The following is a 23,871-nucleotide window of genomic DNA, read 5'->3' as shown; positions in this document are numbered from 1 at the left end:
ACAAGATATATCATGAAATATAGATTTAAAATAAAAACATTAGGAGTTGCATTGATGGCAGTTTCGATTTTATCAAGCTGTACCGGTGACTTTGATGAAATAAACAAAGATCCTAATTCATTGACTGAAGATCAGTTAGATGCTACGTTGGCTGGTCCTGCATTTGCTTCTGCATTGTATGCTGGTATACACAACGGTTCTTACTCTTCTCCAGGTGTAGATGATCAGGGTACTTGGGGTATTGCTACAGGTATCTTATCTTCAACTTTTATTCACTATTTAAACTGTGGATATGGAACTGAAAGAAATGCTTTCGTTAACGGATACGAAGGTAGAGGATGGACAAGATTTTATACAGTTGCTGTACCAGCTTTATCAAATGCTTTAAAAGCATCTGAAACTAATGCAGAAGCTACAGCTGTACTTAAAATCTGGAAAGTTTTCATGTACAACCAAATGGTTGATGCTTACGGACCAATTCCTTACACTCAGGCAGGTAATGGTAAAGAAAGCGTTGCTTATGATAGTGTAGAATTTATTTACGAAGATTTCTTCAAATTGTTGGATGAAGCTAATGCTACATTAACAGCTTCTTCAACTGCAACAGTTGCTTCTCTTGCTCCAAACGACAGAGTTTATGCAGGAAGTGTTGACAAATGGAGAATTTTTGGTAACAGTATGAGATTGCGTTTAGCAATGAGAATTTCTGATAAAGATCCAGGAAAAGCTAAAACTCAGGCTGAAGCTGCTGTAGCTGCAGGAGTTATGCAGACTAACGATCAGAGTGCATTTTTTAAAGCAAGCAACATTACTCCAAACAACCTAAACATGATTGTAAACAGCTGGGGTTATGTAATGACTGCTTCTATGGAAAGTATCTTAGTTGGATACCAGGATCCACGTTTATCAAAATGGTTTGCACCAGTTGCAACTGGAGCTTATAGAGGAAATCCTGTTGGAGGTTTAGAAGATCAATTTGGAACTACTGAATTCTCTAAATTCAACAACGAAGTTTTAGGAAATGGTGCAAATAATACACTTAGTGAAACTAAAAACATTGAAATCTTTATGGCTTCTGAAAACTACTTAACAAGAGCAGAAGGAGCTTTAAATGGATGGAACATGGGTGGCGATGCTAAAACTTTGTATGAAACAGGTATTAGATTATCTCTTGCACAATGGAATATAACAGATGCAGCTGTAGTTAACGCTTACATCAATGGTTCTACATTACCAACATTGCCAAACATCTTAACATTATATCCAACTTTAGATTTACAGGATATTCCAGTTAAATTGCCTGTAGCTTGGTCTTCTTCTGTTGCTAATCAACGTACACAGATTGCAGTTCAGAAATACTTAGCAATTTTCCCTGAATCTTGGGAAGCTTGGGCAGATTTACGTAGAAGTGATGCTAAAGTAATCTATCCGGTTTTAAATACAGATAATCCGGATGCAGGAGTTGGTAAATCTTTAATGAAAAGAATTATTTATACTACAAATGAGTACTCATCAAACAAAGCTGCTGTTGAAGATGGTATCGTAAAATTAGGCGGTGCTGATTCAGGTGGAACAAGACTTTGGTGGGACACAAAATAATTAATTTGGTGAGTAAAGATCGACACAGTCCTTACTTAAAACGCAAAAGGAGAGGTAACTCTCCTTTTGTTTTATCCAGATGTCAGTAATTGACATAAAAATTCTATTAACTCGATGATGATGAACTCCAATTCAATAAATCATCAAACCACAAAAACATAAAATAAAAATGGTTAACACAAATACCACTAACTCCTCACAAACCAAACCAAACTTATTGCCAATATTAATAATTGCAAGTCTGTTTTTTATTTTCGGATTTGTTACCTGGATCAATGGCGCATTGATTCCGTTTATGAAGACGATTAATGAATTAACATCGGCGCAGTCATTACTGGTTGCTTCAGCATCTTATATTTCGTTTGTGGTTATGGCACTTCCGGCTTCTTTTATTTTATCTAAAATTGGTTATAAAAAAGGAATGTCCTTAGGATTATTCATTATGGGATTCGGAGCTTTAATTTTTATTCCTGCTGCAGAAGCCAGAACGTATTGGATGTTTCTGACAGGAATCTTTATTCAGGGCGCGGGAATGACTTTGTTACAGACTGCTTCAAATCCGTATATCACGATTTTAGGTCCAATTGAAAGTGCTGCAAAACGAATTTCTATTATGGGAATTTGTAATAAAATTGCAGGTGCTTTAGGTTCTCTTATTTTTGGTTCTCTTTTATTATCCGGTATTGACGAAATTCAGGAAAAATTAAGTCATGTAAGTACTTCAGAAAAGAATACTTTATTAGATAATATGGCGGACAGTGTAGTAGTACCTTATATTTCTATGGCGATTGTTTTATTTGTTTTAGGATTATTAATTCTTAAAGCACCGTTACCAAACGTAGAAGCAGCCCCAATTGAAGAAGCTGAAGAAGGAAAAACAGCTAAAACAAGCATTTTCCAGTTTCCTCACCTTTGGTTAGGCGTATTAACGTTGTTTATGTATGTGGGAGTAGAAGTAATTGCAGGTGATACCATTATTGCTTACGGAATCGCTTTAGGTTTTCCTGCTGCAGATGCTAAATTTTTTACCACTTTTACCTTATTGGCAATGGTTGCCACTTATGCATTAGGAGCATTTTTGATTCCGAAATACATTACTCAGGCTTTAGCTTTAAGAGTAAGTGCCGTTTTAGGAATTGTATTGTCTTTCTGTATCGTATTTTCTACCGGTTTTACCTCTGTTTTATTCGTTGCTGCATTGGGTGTAGCAAATGCTCTGGTTTGGCCTGCAGTATGGCCTTTAACATTAAATGGTTTAGGAAAATTCACAAAAACCGGTGCAGCCTTATTGGTAATGGCAATTTCAGGTGGAGCTGTGATTCCGCCTTTGTACGGAAAATTTGTTGACGGAACAAAAGCAGATCTTATTGCTCAGGGAATTAGCGAAGTAAATGCAACAGCTTCTGCCTCAACAAAGGGATATTGGATTCTATTACCATGTTATATTATTATCCTTTATTATGCTATTTCCGGACATAAAGTAGGTTTGAAAAAGAGTTAGATTAAAGATGTTTTAGATGCAAGAAGCAAGAGACAAGATTTTTACTTTCTAAGTTTTTCCTCTTGCTTCTTTCCTCTAAAAAAAAAAGAAAAAAAATGATATCAAAAACAAAATATACTCTAACAGCTTTACTGGCAATTTTTCTTGTTTTTAATGGATTAAAAGCTCAAACAAAAGCTGTTAATATCGAAAGTAGTTATATTGCAGATCCTCCTGTAACAACAAACAGTCATGCATCGACTTTGGTGGAACATAAACCAAACGAAATTTTAGCAGCCTGGTTTGGAGGAAAATATGAAGGCGCAAAAGATGTGGGAATCTATATTGCGGATTATAAAGATAAAAAATGGTCGACGCCAAAAGAACTGATTCAGCCTTTAATAAAAGGTGCAGATACTTTGCCTTGCTGGAATCCGGTTCTTTTTAAAGCTAAAAGCCAGAATTTGTATTTGTTTTATAAAGTTGGAAAGAATCCAAGAGAATGGTTTGGTGCTATGATCGTTTCAAAAGATAACGGAACAACCTGGGGAGAACCAAAATACCTTCCGGAAGGAATTTACGGTCCCATTCGTAATAAACCTATTGAAACTACTCCGGGAGTAATTTTATGCGGAAGCAGTACAGAAAGTGTAAATACTGACGAATGGAGAGTTCATGTAGAAGAATATACAGAACTAACGGATTCCTGGAAGAAAATAGCAGTGGAAAACAATCAGAATTTTAATATCATTCAGCCAACATTTTTAGTTCACGGTACCACTGATATTCAAATGTTATCCAGAAGCAAACACAATAAAATAGTTTCAAGCTGGTCGGGTGATAACGGGAAAAGCTGGATTAGAACCAATACAATCAACGTGATCAATTCCAATTCGGGAATTGATGCTTTAACGGTAAATAAGAATCTTTTCTTATTGGTTAATAACCCATTACCACAAGGAAAGGACTGGTTTAACGGGCGCAATATTTTGGATGTAGAATACTCAAAGGATGGTCTGAACTGGAAGAAACTATTTGATCTTGAAAAACAGGAAAAAGGGGAGTTTAGTTATCCAGCTATAATTCAGACCAGTGATAAGAGAATTCATGTATTGTATACTTATGATCGTAAATATATTAAACATACCTCTTTTGAACCTAGTCTGTAATTGTTACAATATGAAAGCTTTAAAATACCTTTTTGCGAGCATTTTATTTTGTGGTGTTCATTTGAATGCACAAAATAATGAGATGTCTAAGACCTTTTACAAACATGATAAATATTTGTCTTCTGATAAATTAGAAGGACGTTTTCCGGGCACAAAAGGAAATAACAAAGCAGCAGCTTATATTGAAAAGTATTTTAAAAAGTATGGCTTAAAAGAATTCAGGAATTCTTATTACCAACCCTTTCGACTTTTTGTAAAAGAGGGAATTAATAAGATGAAATCAGATAGTGTTTCGACACAGAATGTACTTGGTTATATCGAAGGCTCAGATTCAAAACTAAAAAATGAATACATCGTTATTGGAGCGCATTACGATCATTGGGGCTGGGGCGGACAAGGTTCCGGAAGTAAAAAGAAAGAAGCTTTTGCCATTCATAACGGTGCAGATGATAATGCTTCGGGAGTTTCGGCTTTGTTATGTATTTTAGAAGAAATTTCAAAGCAAAAAATAAAACCTAAAAGAAGTATCATTTTTATCTCTTTCAGTGGAGAAGAAGAAGGATTATTAGGTTCAAAATATTTCATTAGTCATTTACCAGTTCCAAAAGAGGCCGTAAAAGTAATGCTGAATATGGATATGGTCGGAAGACTAAACGATAAAAAAGAACTTTATATGGGTGGTGCAGGAACTTTCCCTAATGGAGTAGAATTAATGAAAAAACTACAAGAAAACAGCGGATTAAATCCTGTGATTCACGCAGGTGATGTAGGAGGATCAGATCATGTTTCTTTCTATAAAGAATCAATTTCTGCCGTTGGATTTCATACCGGTGGACATCCGCAATATCATACGCCTGATGACGATATTGATTTGATTAATTCTGATGGAGGCGCTTTAGTGGCAAAATATATTTATAATGCCTTAACGGAGATAGCCAATTATGAAGAAAATTTAGTTTTCATTAAACAGAATTAAAATAAAGATAGTCTCATTTTAAAATTAGTTAAGTTAGTTTTTGTTGTTTGAAAAGGCGGTGTCTATTAAATTTCATAGACGCCGTCTTTTACTTTAAAAGCCCATGCAGCCATCGCATCAATTACGGGTAAAAGTCCGTTTCCGGCATCGCTGAGTCTGTAAGTTACAAAAGGCGGTACCACAGGTTTAGCTTCGCGAATGACCAAACCATCAGCCTCAAGTTGCTTCAAATGCTGAATCAGCATTTTTTCTGTTACGGCCGGAATAGCTCTTTTTAGTTCGCTGTAACGTTTATCTCCAGTCGATAAATGATATAAAATAATAGGTTTCCAATAACCTCCAATTTTCTCCATAACAAAAGTCACGGGACATTTTTCCAAAGCATATTGCTTGTTTTCCTGAATTGTAGACGATTCTTTAATTGCTGTCATAATACATACTTTAGGGTAAGTACTTGTATAAAAGTAAGTACAAATATACCTTTGTCTTGTTAAATAAAAAAACATTTAAAGATGAAAATTATAATTTCAGGTTCATTAGGAAATATCGGAAAGCCATTAACGGCTCAATTAGTACAATCAGGTCATGATGTAACAGTTATCAGCAGTAATGCAGATCGAAAAGCTGCGATTGAAGCATTGGGGGCAAAAGCTGAAATCGGATCAGTTAGCGATGCTGATTTTCTTTCAGAAACATTTGCAGGAGCAGATGCGCTTTTTGCCATGACACCGCCAAATATGGGCGGCGTAAATATTATTAAAAACACTACTGAAGCAGGTGACGCTTTCGCTAAAGCAATCCAACAAACCAATATTCAAAGAGTAGTAATGCTAAGCAGTATTGGAGCTGATTTGCCAACAGGAAACGGACCCATTGCCGGCTTGCATAACATTGAGAAAATCTACGAAAAATTAGATACTTCTATCACTTTTTTGAGAGCAGGTTATTTCTATATCAATTTCTTCAATGATATTCCGATGATAAAAGGAGCGGGGATAATGGGAGCTAATTTTCCAACAGATAATCAAATTCCATTAGTACATCCGGAAGATATTGCCTGGGCTGCAGCCGAAGAATTACAGAAAAAGTCAGAAGGAAAAAATGTACGTTACATTATTAGTGATGTTAAAACACCTTCAGATATTGTAAAAGCTTTTGGAAATGCTATTGGTAAACCTGAACTTCCTTGGGTAGAATTTACAGACGAACAATATTTTGGAGGAATGACACAAGCAGGAGTTCCGGAAGAAATGGCCGGTTTGTATACCGAAATGGGAAGCGGATTAAGAAATAATACTATCGCAGCTGATTTTCTAACAAATGATGGAAAAGCGGAAGGTAAAATTAAACTAGAAGAATTTGCTAAAGAATTTGCTTCAAAATTCTAATTCTAAAAAAAACATTCCGCTTACTATAAATAGAAGCGGAATGTTCAATTAAAAAAAAACTCAAGTGATGAATTACATACAGTTTGTAATCATAACTGTATATTTTTTAGAATACCCCAATGTAGTGGTTTCCTGGTTTGTTTACTAATTTAGCACCTTTAGTAACTTTTCCTGAAGGAATGTCAATTACGTAGATGTTACCGTCTTTTCCAACTGGAGTAACAGCGATGTAGAAGTTGTTTCCATCCACAACAAAACCTTGGTATTGACCGAAATCTAAGCTAGTATCGTAAGCGATATCTTCTACTTTTGTAGCTGTTTTGGCATTTAAATCTAATCTTGCAAGGAAACCCTGAGTTGTTCCTTCGTAAGTGTAAACCGCATAAGCAATTCCGTTTCCAACATATCTCCACGCATCGATATAAGAACCTTTAATTCCTAAAGCAGTATCTAAACTGAATACATATGAATTATCATATTCATTGCTTTGGTTGATTTTTAAGATATAAGAACCTTTTTGAGTATCTCTTTGTGTAGCCTGGTAGATATTTCCGTCTGTAGCAACGAAGCTGTTAAAACTTCTGTATCCGCTTGTATCACCAAATCCAACAGTCGACGTAATCACTTTAGGATTTTCTAATGAAGGATAATCAACCACAACAGATTTTGAACCTAAACGTGTAAAACTTGCCGCGTTTTGTCCTGTTGCCGGATCTGTTTTACGCATCCATGTTCCAATGATTAATTTGTTTCCTGCTTTGTTTAATGTTGGCGCATCTAAACGGAAAATATGGTGTCCAAGAGCTTCTTCTTCAGCAGTTAGTGGAATTTCATATTGTTTGAAAGCAGAAATTAAAGTTTGCTGTAAATCTAAAGATAATACAGTAGCAATTCCTCTTGTGTTTTTATATGTTTTATCTGCATTTGTATTTACAACAGGAGCAGTAACGTTTACAGCAACACCAGTTTTGTCTCCATCAAAAAGTTTTACCCATCTTGGAGATGTTCCTGCGTATTGAGAAATATTTACTTTTGCTGTAGATTCTGCAAAATTGTTTCCTCCGTTAACTTTGTAAGTCATAAACTCACCACCGTTTGCACCAGTATAAGTGATATTGAAAAGAGTGTTTCCATCTACAGAAGATTGTAAACGCGCTGTTCGGGTAGATTGAACAGCAGTACCATTTGTGTAAACGTCTACAGAAAAGTTAGGATCAATAGCATTTTCTTTACTAATTGCGTAAACTCTGGTTCCGCCATTTCCGTCACCTGGATCTGTTTGCATCAAAGCTCCTGCTACAGTAATCCATCTTCCATCAGTTATCGGGTTTACCGGTTCAGAATTATTGTTATCGTCGCTACTGCTACAAGAAGTTGTCAACGCTAATGCACCTAGTAATAAACCAGATGTAAATAGTTTAAATGTGTTTTTTTTCATCTTTGTTGTATTTAAAATAGTTATTTATTGAGTAATTAAAATTTACTAATAGCATAGTTGAGTTTGATGTAGAAAGCTCTTCCGGGTTTTTGGGCAGCGAAATTGTCATAAACCTGTTCGTCAAAAATATTTTTAGCATCAAAGCTTACTACAAATTGTTTATTTGGAAAGGCATAACTTAAACCCAAATCCTGTGGAAACTGAGCTGTAGTTCTGTCAATTTCAAGCCAGGAAGTATAAAATGGATCGACATAACCACAGTAGTAATAAAGATTTAATTCTGATTTATTCTGAATTACATTTTTAAAGTTATACTGAAGATTTCCGTTAATAGTAAAATAAGGTTCGTTAGGTAATTGTTTGTTGTAATTAGGGAGGATATTTCCGTTAGTATCGTATTTATCCTTAACAAGTGAATTGAATTTAGAAAGATTTACCCCCGCAAATAATTTATCTTTAAATGAATATTGAACAGATGTCTCAAAGCCAACTGATTGAGATTTTCCTAAATTGACAAAAGGAGTAGCTTGTACCGCTTCGTTTACACGAATACTTATTTGCTGTACAATTTTACCTTTTATATTTCTCCAAAAGGCATTTCCGTAAAATGAAAATTTATGATTATGAATTAAATACGGCCCTAGTCGTAAACCGGCATTAAAATTTTCACTTTGTTCCGGACCTAAATTAGGATTAGCCAGAACGTTTTGACCGGGAAGTCCAAATATTTCATTTTCATTTGGTAATCTAATTGCTTTTTCGGCAGAAACCATCACTAGTGCTTTTGGGAGAACAGCATAAGAAGATGCAAAACCATATCCTGTAAAATCAGTGTTTCTGACATCATTTACCATCACTACAGATCTTTGACCATCCTGATTGACTAATATTGTAGGTGTAACCTGTTCTGTTTTTAAGTAATAATTTTTAACAAAAAAGTTCGCTTTTAGACGTGATTGAAAAGCCTGCATTTCATAAGCAAAAGAAGTAACTGATTTATCTAAATCACGTGTTGCTAAAAAATTACGAATCAATTCCGGTAGCATTTCATCTTTATCATTTCGGTCAACGGTATAAAACATTCCGTTAACAAGAATCTTGTGGTTTTTAGAAATGTTATAGGTCAAACCAGCTCTTGTATTAAAAATATCTAATTTTTGATGATTGATAGTAGGAGCTCCTTGCTGTGCACCAAATACCGATAAAATAGGTTCTCCATATAATCCAATTGCCTTTTCACCGTTCCAGTTGTAATTCCATTTTACAGTATCGTTTACAACATCATTTCTATGGCTGTAAACAGAAATTACTGAGAAATCAAGATTCTTAATTAAAAAATCTTTTTTGTTGTAATTGATGCTAAACACATTTGCAGCAGATTCACTGAAACGTCCTTTATAAGGTTTTGTCATATACTGACCGTGCTGAATTTGGTTGTAATCCTCCGAACCATTATAACTAATTGAAAAATTATCTGCCCATTTTACGTCAGTATAACCAGCTTCAAGTCTGCCTCCGTAAGATCGGTACATACTATCAAATCGTTTTGCTCTGATGTAATCGTAGCGTCCGTTTGGTAAAATATTGTAAACAAATCTGCCCCAGACTTCATAATCGTTGTCAGAATAATTTTGGAATCCGTTTGCTTTAACAGTAAAACCAGATTTATCTCGGTAGGTAGTGCTAAAATTCGATTGAATAGTATTAAACGAACCATAAGAAACAGAAGCGGCAATCATATTTTTAGATCCTTTTTTAAGTATCACATTGATTGCTCCTCCCAATGAATCATCGGCAAGATTTGCAGGAACAACACCTTTATAAACTTCGATTCTTTCAATTAAAGCAGGCGGAATACTATTTAAACTAAAAGATGCCCCATAAGTCTGAATCGGAATTCCATCGATAAATATTCGTATCGCATTTCCGGACATTCCATTAATATTGTAAGTTACTGCAGACCCCAAACCTCCATTCTGTCTGATTCTTACACCTCCGGAACGATCCAGTAAATCATTGGTTTGCAGGTTTCTTTTTGCCGCTTCCTGTGTTTCGATCACATTTACAGCAAATCCTTTTTCCATTATTTCTTTTCTAATAGAAGATTTTTTAATTACAACTTCCTCTAAATCTTTAGGGCCATTTCGGTCTAATGAAATATTAAGGTCTGTATTCGGTTTATTGATGGTTACTTTTGTAATTCTTGTCTGACCTTCCATAGAAGAAGTTTCCAGAATATATTCACCGTATTTTAAGCCCTTAAATTCGTAACGGCCAAAATCGTTTACAATGGCATATTTTTGAGTTCCTTTGATTATAACTGTAGAACCGTAAGCTAATTCGTCAGTTCCAAAAGTCACTTTTCCTGTAAGATTTCCTGTTTGTGACCAGCTTGTAAGCGTAATAAAAAATAGAAGTAAAATTGTTCTCATATTGAGTTTTGCATAAAAAGTGCTGCAAACTTATATGATAATTTAAATTTAATCTAAATAAAGCCGTTAGAAGATCATTAGATTTACATTAGAGATTTTAATGTTGAAAAATAGCTGTTTAAGTGTTTGATTTTTAAATATTTAATTGGATGTTGTCAAAAAATAAAACCATATAAGTTATATAAGTACAATTAAGAAAAACTTAAATCACTTATATAACTTATATGGTTTAAAAGTTCGCATTTTTGCCATTAAAAGAGCGTTTCGATTATAACTTATAAGCGAAGTTCTTAGACTTAATCACTTTACCTTTATCTGTAATCATAACACAGCTGTATTGCGGAAATTTTTGAAGTAATGATAATCCTTCAGTCTGACCTAAAACCACCATGGAAGTACTTAATCCGTTGGCAGTTTCTGCGTTTGGACCTATTACAGTAACACTGCATAAACCGGTTGCAGGATATCCTGTTGCAGGATTTATAATATGAGAATAACGTTTGCCATTAAAAACAACGAATTTTTCATAACTACCGGAAGTAGTAATAGCGCCGTCTTTTAATGGAATTGCCGCTAAAATTTTCTCAGGTTTAAACGGATTGGTTATTCCAATTTTCCAATCGTTTCCATTCGGCTGTTTTCCCCAGGTACTCATATCACCTGAACCATTTATGATTCCGGCTTCGATTCCTTTTTGAATCATCATGGCACGGCATTTATCGGTTGCATAACCTTCGCCTAAAGCACCGAAACCAATTTTCATTCCTTTTAATTTTAGGAAAATTGTAGATGTTGTACTGTCTAAAATAATGTTTTTATAGCCTACTTTTTCTACCGACTTTTTTATGGCTTCCGCCGAAGGCATTTCGGTCATAGAACCGTCAAATTTCCAGATTCTGTCCATTGCTGCAAAGCTCACATCAAAGCCGCCATTCGTAATTTCAGATAATTTGATGGCTCTTTGTGCCAATTCAAAGACTTCGCGATCTACTTTTATTGGTTTTATTCCTGCATTCTGATTCACTTCAGAAACCTGCGAATCCGGTTTCCAATCTGAGATTAGATTTTCAATGCGGGTAATTTCGGCAATTACTTCATCAATATTTTGTTCTGCAGAAAGTGAATCTTTTGCTACAATGCTAATATCAAATCTTCCGCCCATTAAAAGTGTGGTTCTTTTTCGTAAAACTTGTGAATAACCAACTAAGCTTTGAAGCATTAAAAAAAGAATCAGAAGTTTATATATAATTGATTTTTGCATAAAAAATCGTTATTAAAAAATTAATGAATGTTCAAGCGGAGCAAAATATTTAAATCCCAAATTTTAAATCCCAAATTCCAATCTGCAATCTAAAATCTAAAATCTAAAATCTAAAATCACCAATCTTAATAGCAATCCGTTAATAATTGTCCGTTTTCTTTGTATTCTTCAAGCGTTTTTGTGCCATTAGACAAGCATAACTCATTCAGAATAACTTCAACATCTTTTTGCATCGCCAGAGAACCGCAGATCATGATAACGCCGCCAGATTTCAATAAATTCATAAAGAAGACGGCATCATTTTTAATTAAATCCATTACATAAATATGTTCGGCTTCACGGGATAATGCCACATGAAAATGCTCCAAATGTTCTTTCTGAATCATTATTCCGGCAAATTTTTTATAAGCCATCAAAGTTGGAGTAACCATTCGGAATCCGCTGTACAAATGAACTTCTTTCTTCGCTTTATTTTGTTCAATCATTCCCAGAAAAGGAGCAATTCCGGTTCCGTTTGAGATTAAAGCCACTTTCGAAGTTTTCTTTGGAAGATGGAAAGCAGGATTTTTAATGATTCTTGCTTTTATCGTATTTCCGGGTTCCAGATTATTCAAATATCCTGAACCTAATCCGTTTGGATGCAGTTTTACAACCAACTGAATATTACCGGAATGATTTCCAATAGAGTAGAGGCGTTCTCTGGAATCATTTGCAGGATAAATTGCCAGTAAATCACCGGAAACAAATTTGACTCTTGAACTGGCACGTAACGTCAATATAAAGGTGTGTTCGGTATCTGAAATTGGAGTTTTATCCAAAACCATCAATTTCTGTAAGCCTTTTGGAACATGATTGTATAATGACGGAGTTGTGGCTAATGGAATCCCGGATTTAGCGCTCCATAATTTTACCCATTCTACAAATTCTACAGCCGATTTATCGTTTACAGTCTGAAGGTCTAAATAACGGTCTGCCCAATTTTGTTTAGCAAGAAGTTGATCAATTTCAACTGCAAATCCACAGAAATCGGGATATGATTTAGAACCAAAACCAACTACAGAAAAATTAATTTGTTGTTCCTGATTTTGCTTTTCCAGCAATGCTTTGAATTTATTTCCGTTCGAAGGCGCATCACCTAAACCGTGAGTCGAAGAAAAAACAATAATATGTTCGGCTTTTGGATAAGCAGCAAAACGATTTAATTCGGTAACAAAAACTTTATAACCGTGATTAATCAATTGTTTTGAAATGACATTGGCAAACCTAAAAGAGCTGCCATTTTCAGAACCTACCAAAATAATAATGCTGCTTTCCTGCGCTTTGAATTTATTTTTGATTCGGCTTGATCTTCTTTTTAAAGTAATGGCAAAACCGGAATAAATAAAGAAAAAAATATTGATACAGGCGATTGCTAAAATTACAGCCCAGATTCCGTTAATTCTTCCCGTATGAAGATCAAGGCTCAAAGCTGCATATTGTGCAGTCATTGGCGAAAGTTTTTCACTAATTACAGCTCCTGTAACCTGATTGACTTCGATTTCGCGATCTTTTAATTCAATGATATAATATTCTTCTGGATCATCTGTAAAAGGAAATTCGATTTTCTTTACATCGGATAGTAAAGTTGTTTTAAAAATTGAAGCAGTTTTGGCTTTCGCCGAAAGTTCTGTTTTAACTGGTTTTGCTTTTTCTTCACCCATAAAAAAGTTGAATCTTTCAAGAGATAAATAGGTTCCTGTAAGCGAAATAATCAGAATTGGGATTAATGCCAATCGCCCTAAAACAACATGATAATATTGAGCAAAATATTCTTTTATTACTCTAGAAAAGAAATTACGAATGCCACGCTGTCTTTTTAAAACGAGCACAAATCCGGAAATAGAAATCAGCAACAAACAAAAAGAAATTACACCAACAAAAAATCTTCCGGTTTCATGCAAAAATAAAGAACGGTGTAAACTGGTAACCCATTTGATAAATTCGCTTTTCTTTACTGGGGTTCCTAAAGCTTTACCTGTTTTAGGATCGATATAAGCATTAACATCATTTCCATCTTCATCCATTGCCTGAAGCGTTACAAATTGGTTATAATCAACACTTAATTCTGTAATTTCCTGATAAGTATTTTTTAAAATTGGAAGGGTTTGTTCCAATGTTATTTTATTAAAATTCTCAACCTTATACGGAAGTGTTTTTTCCTGTACTGCGTCGACAGCCAGAATAATACCGGTTACCGAAGCCAAAAGCAAAAAAACAGAAGAAAATAAGGCTAAAGCCAAGTGCGCGTAACGCCAAAAGGAAAGAGTCATTGCGTGTATTCTAGAAATGGAATTAAATGTTTAAAGCTTTGTCAAAGTTTTAAACTTTGACAAAGCCCGGATCTCAGCTTAAAGTATAAAAATAGAATTTATACTTTAAGAATAAGTTAAAAGTAAAATACTAAAGTTTTATATTTTATTTAATCTTACATATTTGATATAACCTTTTCCGTCTGTTTTTTCAGCCATACCTTCTGTCGTAAGCGGAATTTCAAGATCGCTTACATAATATTTCTGATCTTCAACAGCCGTTTCAAAACGTAATTTGTATCCTTTATTAATTTTAGAATTTTCGATTTCGATAGTCGTTATACTGCGGTCTCCACCTGTAACAGAAGCACCCGTTTTAGCGCTGATATCATCATTTTTCTGAGTGTGGAATTTGTTCCATTCTTTTAATGATTTGTACCATTTTTTGTCATCACCCATTACATAAAGTGTTTTTTCGTATTCTCCGTTTGCATTAATTAAAGAAACTACGATATAAGCCCCTTCTCCCATATAATTGTTCATTTGCAACATACATTTGTATTTGCTTGATTGTGCATTAGACTGAAAAGAAAGTAAAAAGATAAAAGCACTTGTTAGGGCAATTTTGAATATAGATTTCATGAATTTAAGTTATGTGTTATAAGTTATATGTTATGAGTTCAAAATTTAAGTTAAGAGTATGCGTTCGGTATGACGTTGAACGTATAACTCATAACCTTAAACTCTTAACTTTCCAGTATTATTTTAAAAATTCTACGGAGATATTGTTTTTTGTAAGCAAATCATTCTCTTTAGCTAAAGCATAAGCAGTTTCATCAAACTCAGTGCTAATTTCTTTTTTAGCTCCAACAGAAACCAGATATTTAAGAATTTCATCATCTTTAGAAATCATAGCTGCTCTGTGTAAAGGCGTTAAACCGTCTTTATTTTTAGCATTAACATCTACTTTTAAATCAGTGATTTTTTTCAAAAGAGAAACGTCATTTTTAGTGATCGCTAAATGATATAAAGTGTTACCATCTTTTTGAGCTGTTGCAAGATTCAGTCCTTTATCCTGAAGTAATTTTGCTTTAGCATCAAACGGATCTTGTTTGGGAGTTTCTCTTTCTCTTCCGGCCGGACGATAAGATTGTACTAAATAAATACCTAAATTATTTCCGTCTTTATCTTTTACATTTACATCAGCTCCTTTAGCCAAAAGTAAACTTACAGCTTCCGGTGAACCATTTCTTACTGCATAAGTCAAAGCAGATTCTCCTTTTAAATTTTGAACATTTATGTTTTTAGCTTTTGGAAGAAAAAGCTCTAAAGCCGCAATTTCTCTTGCTGAAGCAGCTGCCATTAGCGGCGTATTTCCTTCTTTATCAGCTTTGTTAATATCAACACCTTTGTCTAAAAAGTATTTGATAATTTCGGTCTGATTTGGTTTTCCTGCCAAAATATGCAATACATTTTGTCCCGCTTTATTTTGTGCAGTTGCTTTGATTTTTACTTCTTCAACCAAATATTTATAAGTTTCTAAAGTATTACTTTCTCTTCTGCTTCCTTGTGCAGCGTTTAAAAGAGCAGTATCAGTAGGTTTAATTCCTTTTTCTAAAAGTTTTTTCAAAAGCGGAATATTTCCGGATCTTGCGGCGTAAGTAAAAGCAGTATTGCCATCGCTGTCAACATCTTTTAAAGACATTCCTTTTGTAGCAAAATATTCAGCAGCTTTTAAATCTTTATCAGAAGCAATCGCTAAAAGTAAAAGATTGGCACCATTTGCATATTTTTTTGTCGGATTAACACCCGCTTTAAAAAGAGCATCATACATCGCCGGATCTGACTGACCGTTTGAAGCGGCGAAATCTGCCGGAGCTGTACCGTGGCTGTCTTCAAAATTAACATCAGAACCTTTAGAAATTAAATATTCCACCAATTCGGTATTGCCTCTGTAAGCTGCCCAATGTAAATAAATACGATTATCGTGAGTTAATTTTGTAATTGAATTTCCTGGCTGCTCCACTAAGAATTTGATAGTTGCTATTGGAGCATCATTATTGATGGCCAATGTTGTAACATCAAAAGCATTTACATTTGCTTCAGCCGGATTATTTCCTTTTGCGATCTCTGCTTTAACAGTTTCTACACTTGGAGAAGTTTTCCAGAAAGATTGTTCCAACAAAGCATTTTTTTGCTGTGCACTCGCAAAAAATGTGACAGCAAGAGCAAAAGAAACGAAAAAATTCTTTTTCATAATATGTTATTTATGGTTATTGAATTATACAAGACTTAATTTACTTTTGGAAATTTTAATCATCTATTTAGAATAATTAAAAATAAAGGCAAATGTAGAGATTTATATTCTTAAACCAAGAACAATTTAATATTAATAGCGTTTTTTGATGCAGTTTTTCTAAAAATTAAGAATCGCTTAAGCAGATTTTAATTTTTTTTTAATGCAAGGTTTTTTATAGCTATAATTTGAATTTGAAAAGACCCGAAATAAATTAGGAATTAAAAAAGTGAATCGTACTGATTTCCTAGTTTTTTTCTAAGATGTTGCTTTGTTTTTTTTACCGTATCACTTGTTATTCCCAGCAATTCTGCAGTTTCGTTATTACTGAAATCGAGTTTTTGAAGCAGTAAGATTCGTTCATTAAACTCATTCATTTCCGGAAAATTTTCCTGAAGCTGGCTGTAAAACCTCGGATATTCTTTTTGAAATTCTTGCTTGAAGACATTCCAGTTATCGTCCGTCATTAAATGTGATTCCAGCAGAGCGTTCAATTTTCCTTCTTTTTTTTCCAGATAAGAAGAAGATGAGTTTGTAATATTCTCAATTACTGTTTTAAGTTTTTTTATCTGATTGTTTTTTTCTTTTAAATAATTAATCTGAGATTTTAAGTCCTGATGAACTTCGTTAAGTTGTTGTTCTGCTTTTAATTTTTCTAATTCTAAAGCTTTTACCTTTTGCTCGTATTTGAGATGCTTGTTTTTGTATTTTTTTCTGAAATGAATAAATATTATCAATGCCGTAGAAAAAAACATTATAAATATAATAAGGTAGAATTTTTTTAGGGTAGTCTCATATTTAATGATCTTCTTTGCTTCATCGATATGTTGCTGATATTTGTTTTTTTCTATAATCCAGTTGGCCTGATTAATAGCAAGGTCGCCATCTTCATTTTTTAGTGAATCTTCAAGAACAACCATTCGGCGTCTTAATTGGAGTTCGTTTTCGGTTGAGTTTTGCAATTTTAGAATTTGCAACTTTAATTTAATAATCTGTAATTCCGACTTTTTAAAATAAGATTTTGCAATTGCTATATTTCCGGCCTTGTCTAAAAATGTTTTAGCTTCTTCAGGTTGGTTGTTTTTTAAGAATACTTCGGCCAATAATATAGAAGCATACATCGTATTCTGATCGCTTTGATATTGTTCAGAAATCTGAATGTCTTTTTGTAATAAATCAATAGCGGTTTTAAAATTGCCTTTCTTCTCACTAATCATGGCTAAATCGCCAAGAGCTTTAGCGTATCGGACATCATCGTGAATCTGTCTGGAGAGTTTGGCTGTTTCGTTTAAATAATAAGCAGCCATTTTATAATTTCCTAAATGGAAAAAATTTAAACCAATCGAATTAATAATAGCGGCATATTGTGAACTGTTTTTTTGAGTTGTTTCTTTTGCTAGTTTTAGGTATTGCAACGATTTACGGTAATCTCCAAATGTTTGCAATATCCATCCGATTCTTTTGTAAGTTTCGTCTGCAATAATAATTTGATGAGCGGTTAAAGGTTCGATTTTTTCCATTAGTTCTAACAGAAAAGGAGTCAGTTTAATATAATCCCTGTAATAGTATAAATGATTGATATAATTAAGTTGCGACCAGACTATCAAAGAAACATTTCCGGAAGTTCTTGCTTTTTCTATAGATTTTAAATAGTATTTACTGGAAGTTTTATTATTAGAATTAGAAAAATTGCCATAGCCATTTGCTAATAAGCCATCGTAAAGGATTTGATATTTAGGTATTTGACTTAAAGGATAAAGGTATTTTTTTAAAGCAATTGTATCAGTACCAAAATTCTTTTCCTGAGAAAGAATAGATTCAATATCCTTAAGATAGTTTTCGGAGCACTTAATTTGCAATTTTTGAGCATTTGCGGCGAATGCGTAACAAAGTAAAACAACGAAATATATTTTTTTGGCAGACATTAATTTTTCTTTGGCAGATGAAATTGTAATAATAATGGATAATAAAGTTAGGTTATGAGAGAGTTCCGTTTTTAAAATATTGATTTTTAGTTGATTTTAAATAAAACATTTCTCGTTTATTTTCTGGTTTTATGCATATTTTCAATATTATACTTTAGTTTTTAATTTTAGAATTTTTAGGGCAATTTAAAGTATTCCCAAAATAGTATATCAGGTATTAATACCCCTTTTTAATTTTTTTTGATAATGAAAAAATAAAGAAGCATGTTAATTTATCTTTTAGTAATAAGAAGAAATATTATTTTTCAGAAGCCTTTTACTTTCTTTTTTATCTTCCAAATTTACATCAGTACGGAATGATGTTTTCCTTTTTCAGACGTTTTTGAATTCTGAACTTATTTTGGGGTGAATTATACCTGAAATAAGAGCTATTTTGAGTTTCTTAGACAAATTTTAGCTGATGGTCAAAAATTAAATTAAATGTAATGGTTTGGAATTAAAAAACTTACAATTATTTTTTTTTGGGAAAGCCCGAAAATATTATTTAGAATAATTATTAATAAAAGATGTTTTTTTATTTTAGATTGAATGTGCAGATTATCATTTTTTGAAGTGAGCTGTTGATAACTGTTTTGGAAATAACTATAAAAATGATGACTTTTAAATGTTGATAACTTAACATTGAGTTTAGGGAAACAGCTAGCTCATTGATAATTACATAAGATTGTTTTCCTGTTAATAAAATTTACAAAATCCCTAAATTTTGAAGTTTTCAAACTGTTGATAATTGAATGGATTTTTAACATCTAAAACTGGACAAAAGAATAACTGTGGACTAAATTTGTAATTATAGAAAGCACGCTAATACCACTCCCCAAATTAAAGCGCACGATTTTCTAACATCATTTTGTCACTTAAAACTCTATATATATGTCAATTTTCGATAAAAGAATCAACTATAAACCTTTCGAATATCCAGAGGTTCTGCAATTTACGGAGGCGATTAATAAAGCGTACTGGGTACATACCGAAGTAGACTTTACAGCCGATACACAAGATTTTCATGCGCACTTAAACGGAGCTGAAAAAACAGCAATCAAAAATAGTTTATTGGCTATTGCACAGATTGAGGTAGCCGTAAAAAGTTTTTGGGGTAATATATACGAACATTTTCCAAAACCGGAATTCAACGGACTGGGAACTACTTTTGCAGAATGTGAGTTTAGACATTCTGAAGCCTATTCTCGTTTATTGGAAGTTTTAGGATATAATGATGAATTCGAAAAACTTTTGGATGTTCCTGTAGTTCGCAGACGTGTAGATTATCTTTCAAATGTTTTAAAAGATACTAAATCTCAGGACAACAGAAAGTACATGGTTTCGCTGATTTTGTTCAGTATTCTAATTGAAAATGTTTCGTTGTTTAGTCAGTTTGCGATTTTACTTTCTTTTACAAGATTCAAAGGATACATGAAAAACGTAAGCAACATCATCGCATGGACTTCAATCGATGAGCAGATTCATGCAAATGGCGGAATTTACATCATCAATAAAATTCGTGAAGAGTTTCCGGAATATTTTGATGCTGAGACTTTAGAATTAATTCGTGAAACGGTTAAAGAATCAATTGATGTTGAAGCAGCTATTTTAGACTGGATTTTTGAAGATGGATCAATTGAAACGATCAACAAAGAAGAGTTGGTAAACTTTATGAAATTTAGAGTTGACGAAAGTTTAAGACAAATTAATATTAAAACAATTTTTAATGTATCGCCACAAGATTACGCGGCGATGGCTTGGTTTGAAGAAGAAGTTTTTGCAAACAGTTTAGACGATTTCTTTGCAAAACGTCCAGTAGAATATACTAAACACGATAAAAGCATTACAGCAAACGATCTTTTCTAATACAAGCCCGGAATACTTATGAATACAATAGACACAACCCCAGTAAATAATTTTGAACCACAGAACGACAGTAAAATGTGGTGGAAAAATTCAGAAAGCGAACAAATTTTAAATCGTGGTTATCTTTTAAAAGGTGAAACAGTTGAAGGTGCAATTGACAGAATCTGTACCGCTGCTGCCAAAAGATTATACAAACCGGAATTAAAAGAATCTTTTGTTGAAATGATCGAAAGAGGGTGGATGAGTATCAGTTCTCCGGTTTGGGCAAATATGGGAACAGAAAGAGGTTTGCCGATTTCTTGTTTTAACGTTCACGTTCCGGATAAAATTGAAGGAATCACGCATAAACTGGGTGAAGTAATCATGCAGACTAAAATTGGTGGTGGAACTTCCGGTTATTTTGGTGAATTACGTGAACGCGGAAGCGCCGTAACAGACAACGGAAAGAGTAGTGGAGCAGTTAGCTTTATGAAACTTTTTGATACTGCAATGGATACTATTTCTCAAGGTGGTGTTCGCCGTGGTGCATTTGCAGCTTATCTGGATGTTGATCACCCGGATATTGAAGAGTTTTTAAAGATTAAAAGTATAGGAAACCCAATTCAGAACTTGTTTACAGGTATTTGCGTGCCGGATTACTGGATGCAGGAAATGATTGATGGTGATGCAGAAAAAAGACAAGTTTGGGCAAAAGTTTTAGAAAGCCGTCAGCAAAAAGGATTACCTTATATCTTTTTTAGTGACAACGTAAATAAAAATAAACCGCAAGTTTATAAAGATCAAAATTTAAGAATCAACGCGAGTAACTTATGCAGCGAAATCATGCTTCCGTCAACTCATGACGAATCATTTATCTGCTGTCTTTCTTCTATGAATTTAGAATTGTATGAAGAATGGAAAGATACTGAGGCTGTAAAACTGGCAATCTTTTTCTTAGATGCTGTTTTACAGGAATTCATCGAAAAAACAGAAGGAAACTATTACCTTTCTGCTGCCAATAAATTTGCCAAAAGACACCGTGCATTAGGTTTAGGTGTTTTAGGATGGCATTCTTATTTACAGAAAAATATGATTCCGTTTGAAGGAATGGAAGCTAAAATGAAAACTACTGAGATTTTCAAACATATCAGCGATAAAGCAGATAAAGCAAGTCAGGAATTGGCTAGAATTTACGGGGAACCGGAATTGTTAAAAGGGTATGGAAGACGAAATACAACCACAATGGCAATTGCGCCTACAACTTCATCTTCTGCAATTTTAGGACAAACTTCGCCAGGTATTGAACCTTTCAGCAGTAACTATTACAAAGCCGGATTGAGTAAAGGTAATTTTATGCGTAAAAATAAATACCTTAAAAAACTACTTGAAGAAAAAGGTTTAGATAATGAAGAAGTATGGAGAGGAATTATGCTGAATGGAGGTAGCGTACAGCATATGTCGGAATTGACACAACAAGAAAAAGATGTTTTTAAAACATTTAAAGAAATCAGTCAGTTGGAAATTGTACAGCAAGCTGGAATTCGCCAGAAATTTGTGGATCAGGGACAAAGTTTGAACCTTAATATTCCGGCAGAATTGGCTATTAAAGATGTAAACCGTTTAATGATTGAAGCCTGGCAGCAAGGGGTTAAAAGTTTGTATTACCAAAGAAGCCAAAGTGTTTCTAAAGAATTGGTGACAAGTCTTGTTTCTTGCAGTAGTTGTGAATCATAATAAAAAACAAAAGCCGAATCATTAGACTGCACCCAAAAGTTTAGACGAATTTATAATTAAATTTGATAATAGTGAGCTCGATATTGTATCGGGCTCATTCCTTTTAAATTAAGTTTTATTCTTTCATTATTATAATATTCTATATAGTCGATTATTTCTTGTTTTAATTGGTTAATCGAACTATATTTTTTAAGATGAAAAAGTTCAGATTTTAATATTCCAAAGAAATTTTCAATTATAGCGTTATCCAGACAATTCCCTTTTCTGGACATACTTTGTTTAATTCCTTTTTGTTTTAATAGATACTGATATTGTTTCATTTGATACTGCCATCCTTGATCTGAGTGCAATATTAAATTAGTTTGATTGGGTATTTTTTTAAAAGATCTTTCAAGCATTGATAAGATTTGATTAAAAGTGGGTCTTTCAGACAAGTCATAACTTATAATTTCTCCATTAAATAAATCAATTATCGGAGAGAGGTACAGCTTTTTCCCTGAGACATTAAATTCTGTAACATCTGTAGCCCATTTTTGATTAGGCATTACCGCTTTAAAATTACGTTTCAATATATTGGGAGCTATTTTTCCATGTTCTCCTTTATATGATTTGTATTTTTTTATCCTAATTAAACTTTTTAGACCTAAAATCTTCATTAGCCTGAGCACCGTTTTATGATTAATCAAAATACCTTTGTTTTTTATTTCTAAAGTAATACGTCTATAACCAAATCGACCTTTATGTTGATGGTAAATTTGCTCAATCAGCTCTTTAATATCCTTGTATTTATCTTTGGCTTGATATTTTTTCTCGTAGTAATAATAACTGCTTCTTGCCATATTCATATGATCTAGCATGATGCCCAGATCATAATCATGCCTTAATTCTATTATGGCTTGTGCTTTTTGTTTTGCTTGGCTTCTTCGGCTTGAACTAAGGCATTGAACTTTTTTAAAAGAGCATTTTCACATCGCAATGATTCTATCTCAAGTAAGAGTTCTTCTTCTCTTGTCAAGGGTTTGTTTGATTTCTTTTTAGCTCTTTTGAAGTTCATAGATTTAGGTCTTCCTTTAGGTTGATCTTTTAAGCCTAAGATACCTTGATCTTTATATCTTTTCTGCCATTGAATAACAACAGATTCACTAGAAATATTAAATTCAAGACAGGCGTCTCTCAAAGATAAAGACTTATTAGTAATTTTCAGCAATACATTTTGCTTAAACTTGACACTGTATATCTGATTCTTCCTGGGTAAAAGACCTTCTTTGCCATACTTCTGGTAAAACTTAACCCATTTTCTCAGATTTGACTCGTCAAAATTATTTTCATTCGCAACTGAATTAACTGAACGATGTTTATTTATAACTTCATTTACACACCGAAGTTTAAACTCATAATTGTACTTGATTTTTCTTTCCATAAAAATGCCCCCAAATAGTGTCTAACTTTTTGGGGGCAGTTCACATTTTTAGATTCGGCTTTTTTTTATGTTTTATGTGTACGATTTGTCATCCTGAGGCACGAAGGATCGTACAAGAAACTCCACAAAGATTTTCTACAAAGTTTTGTCATATTAACGAAGGAAACTCGAGCGACAACAAATTGACTAAGTACATCTCGGTGAGTAATTCCACAATCAAAATTAATTAAAAATTCTCTCGCAGATTTTACAGATTTTACAGATTTTTTTGAAGTAAATATTTTCACCATTATTCTTGTCATTCTGGAACGAAGAATCTCCGAAAATAGCTCCACAAAGAATATCGACATCTAATTCATCATCATTCTTGTCAATTCTGAGGAACAAAGACACGAATGAAAACGAACTGGCGAAGCAATCTCCGCAAGTAGCTCAACAAAGAATAAAAAAAACTATCCTTAGACTTCAATCGGCAAAAGTTTGATGTAAGTCAATAAATCGTTTTTCTTTTTTAATGATATTTTAATTTAGTTGTAAAAATCTTAATTTAGTGCTCGAAATTTCAATTCCAAAATCGATAA

17 protein-coding genes are annotated in these 23,871 nt (G+C 33.5%); 7 read left to right on the top strand and 10 right to left on the bottom strand.

The features are described from left to right. Positions 1 to 12: 12 nt before the first annotated feature. From HYN56_RS20100 to HYN56_RS20085, 4 genes are all read left to right on the top strand, one after another. Complete coding sequence (locus tag HYN56_RS20100) at positions 13 to 1,599, top strand: SusD/RagB family nutrient-binding outer membrane lipoprotein (RefSeq protein WP_109193817.1); 1,587 nt, start codon at positions 13 to 15, stop codon at positions 1,597 to 1,599. Between the two features lie 169 nt (positions 1,600 to 1,768). Further along, positions 1,769 to 3,100 carry a sugar MFS transporter gene (locus HYN56_RS20095; RefSeq protein ID WP_109193816.1) on the top strand — a complete coding sequence of 444 codons (1,332 nt, stop codon included), beginning with the start codon at positions 1,769 to 1,771 and terminating at the stop codon, positions 3,098 to 3,100. A 95-nt stretch (positions 3,101 to 3,195) separates the two neighbouring features. Further along, a complete protein-coding gene (locus HYN56_RS20090) occupies positions 3,196 to 4,248 on the top strand; it encodes a sialidase family protein (RefSeq protein ID WP_109194882.1) in 1,053 nt (350 codons plus the stop codon). A 10-nt stretch (positions 4,249 to 4,258) separates the two neighbouring features. Beyond that, complete coding sequence (locus HYN56_RS20085; RefSeq protein WP_240622598.1) at positions 4,259 to 5,224, top strand: M20/M25/M40 family metallo-hydrolase; 966 nt, start codon at positions 4,259 to 4,261, stop codon at positions 5,222 to 5,224. 65 nt (positions 5,225 to 5,289) lie between these two features. On the opposite strand, the gene HYN56_RS20080 is transcribed toward HYN56_RS20085, so the two are convergent. Then, the gene (locus tag HYN56_RS20080; RefSeq protein ID WP_109193815.1) at positions 5,290 to 5,655 is read right to left on the bottom strand and encodes a winged helix-turn-helix transcriptional regulator; all 366 of its coding nucleotides are present in this window, start codon (positions 5,653 to 5,655) and stop codon (positions 5,290 to 5,292) included. Between the two features lie 81 nt (positions 5,656 to 5,736). Here HYN56_RS20080 and HYN56_RS20075 point away from each other — a divergent pair, with 81 nt between their 5' ends. Continuing rightward, positions 5,737 to 6,612 carry an NmrA family NAD(P)-binding protein gene (locus HYN56_RS20075; protein WP_109193814.1) on the top strand — a complete coding sequence of 292 codons (876 nt, stop codon included), beginning with the start codon at positions 5,737 to 5,739 and terminating at the stop codon, positions 6,610 to 6,612. A 106-nt stretch (positions 6,613 to 6,718) separates the two neighbouring features. Here HYN56_RS20075 and HYN56_RS20070 read toward each other — a convergent pair whose 3' ends face one another. From HYN56_RS20070 to HYN56_RS20040, 7 genes are all read right to left on the bottom strand, one after another. Then, entirely contained in the window at positions 6,719 to 8,050 is a 1,332-nt protein-coding gene (locus tag HYN56_RS20070) for a hypothetical protein (RefSeq protein WP_109193813.1), read from the bottom strand. 35 nt (positions 8,051 to 8,085) lie between these two features. Beyond that, positions 8,086 to 10,482 carry a TonB-dependent receptor gene (locus HYN56_RS20065; RefSeq protein WP_109193812.1) on the bottom strand — a complete coding sequence of 799 codons (2,397 nt, stop codon included), beginning with the start codon at positions 10,480 to 10,482 and terminating at the stop codon, positions 8,086 to 8,088. Between the two features lie 268 nt (positions 10,483 to 10,750). Next, positions 10,751 to 11,743 (bottom strand): FAD:protein FMN transferase, encoded by a 993-nt coding sequence (locus HYN56_RS20060; protein ID WP_109193811.1) that lies wholly within the window; start codon positions 11,741 to 11,743, stop codon positions 10,751 to 10,753. A gap of 125 nt (positions 11,744 to 11,868) precedes the next feature. After that, entirely contained in the window at positions 11,869 to 14,052 is a 2,184-nt protein-coding gene (locus HYN56_RS20055; protein WP_109193810.1) for a PepSY domain-containing protein, read from the bottom strand. 138 nt (positions 14,053 to 14,190) lie between these two features. Beyond that, positions 14,191 to 14,673 (bottom strand): DUF2271 domain-containing protein, encoded by a 483-nt coding sequence (locus HYN56_RS20050; RefSeq protein WP_109193809.1) that lies wholly within the window; start codon positions 14,671 to 14,673, stop codon positions 14,191 to 14,193. 118 nt (positions 14,674 to 14,791) lie between these two features. Then, the gene (locus tag HYN56_RS20045; RefSeq protein WP_109193808.1) at positions 14,792 to 16,288 is read right to left on the bottom strand and encodes an ankyrin repeat domain-containing protein; all 1,497 of its coding nucleotides are present in this window, start codon (positions 16,286 to 16,288) and stop codon (positions 14,792 to 14,794) included. A gap of 260 nt (positions 16,289 to 16,548) precedes the next feature. Beyond that, the gene (locus HYN56_RS20040) at positions 16,549 to 18,252 is read right to left on the bottom strand and encodes a tetratricopeptide repeat protein (protein WP_109193807.1); all 1,704 of its coding nucleotides are present in this window, start codon (positions 18,250 to 18,252) and stop codon (positions 16,549 to 16,551) included. A 930-nt stretch (positions 18,253 to 19,182) separates the two neighbouring features. Here HYN56_RS20040 and HYN56_RS20035 point away from each other — a divergent pair. Continuing rightward, positions 19,183 to 20,157, top strand: a complete 975-nt coding sequence (locus HYN56_RS20035; protein ID WP_109193806.1) for a ribonucleotide-diphosphate reductase subunit beta — start codon at positions 19,183 to 19,185, stop codon at positions 20,155 to 20,157. Between the two features lie 18 nt (positions 20,158 to 20,175). Then, positions 20,176 to 21,870 (top strand): ribonucleoside-diphosphate reductase subunit alpha, encoded by a 1,695-nt coding sequence (locus HYN56_RS20030; protein ID WP_109193805.1) that lies wholly within the window; start codon positions 20,176 to 20,178, stop codon positions 21,868 to 21,870. A 56-nt stretch (positions 21,871 to 21,926) separates the two neighbouring features. Here the strand turns inward: HYN56_RS20030 and HYN56_RS20025 are convergent, their stop codons facing one another. Both HYN56_RS20025 and HYN56_RS20020 read right to left on the bottom strand, forming a co-directional pair. Beyond that, positions 21,927 to 22,763: an IS3 family transposase gene (locus tag HYN56_RS20025; RefSeq protein WP_240622704.1), complete on the bottom strand. Its 837-nt coding sequence runs from the start codon at positions 22,761 to 22,763 to the stop codon at positions 21,927 to 21,929. Next, a complete protein-coding gene (locus tag HYN56_RS20020) occupies positions 22,760 to 23,290 on the bottom strand; it encodes a helix-turn-helix domain-containing protein (protein ID WP_109193491.1) in 531 nt (176 codons plus the stop codon). Before HYN56_RS20020 ends, HYN56_RS20025 begins: the two co-directional genes overlap by 4 nt. Between the last annotated feature and the right edge of the window lie 581 nt (positions 23,291 to 23,871).

Source organism: Flavobacterium crocinum (genome assembly GCF_003122385.1).
Taxonomy (GTDB): domain Bacteria; phylum Bacteroidota; class Bacteroidia; order Flavobacteriales; family Flavobacteriaceae; genus Flavobacterium; species Flavobacterium crocinum.
The sequence above is the reverse complement of the archived record's forward strand: the minus strand, read 5'-3'. Positions and strand labels throughout refer to the sequence as shown.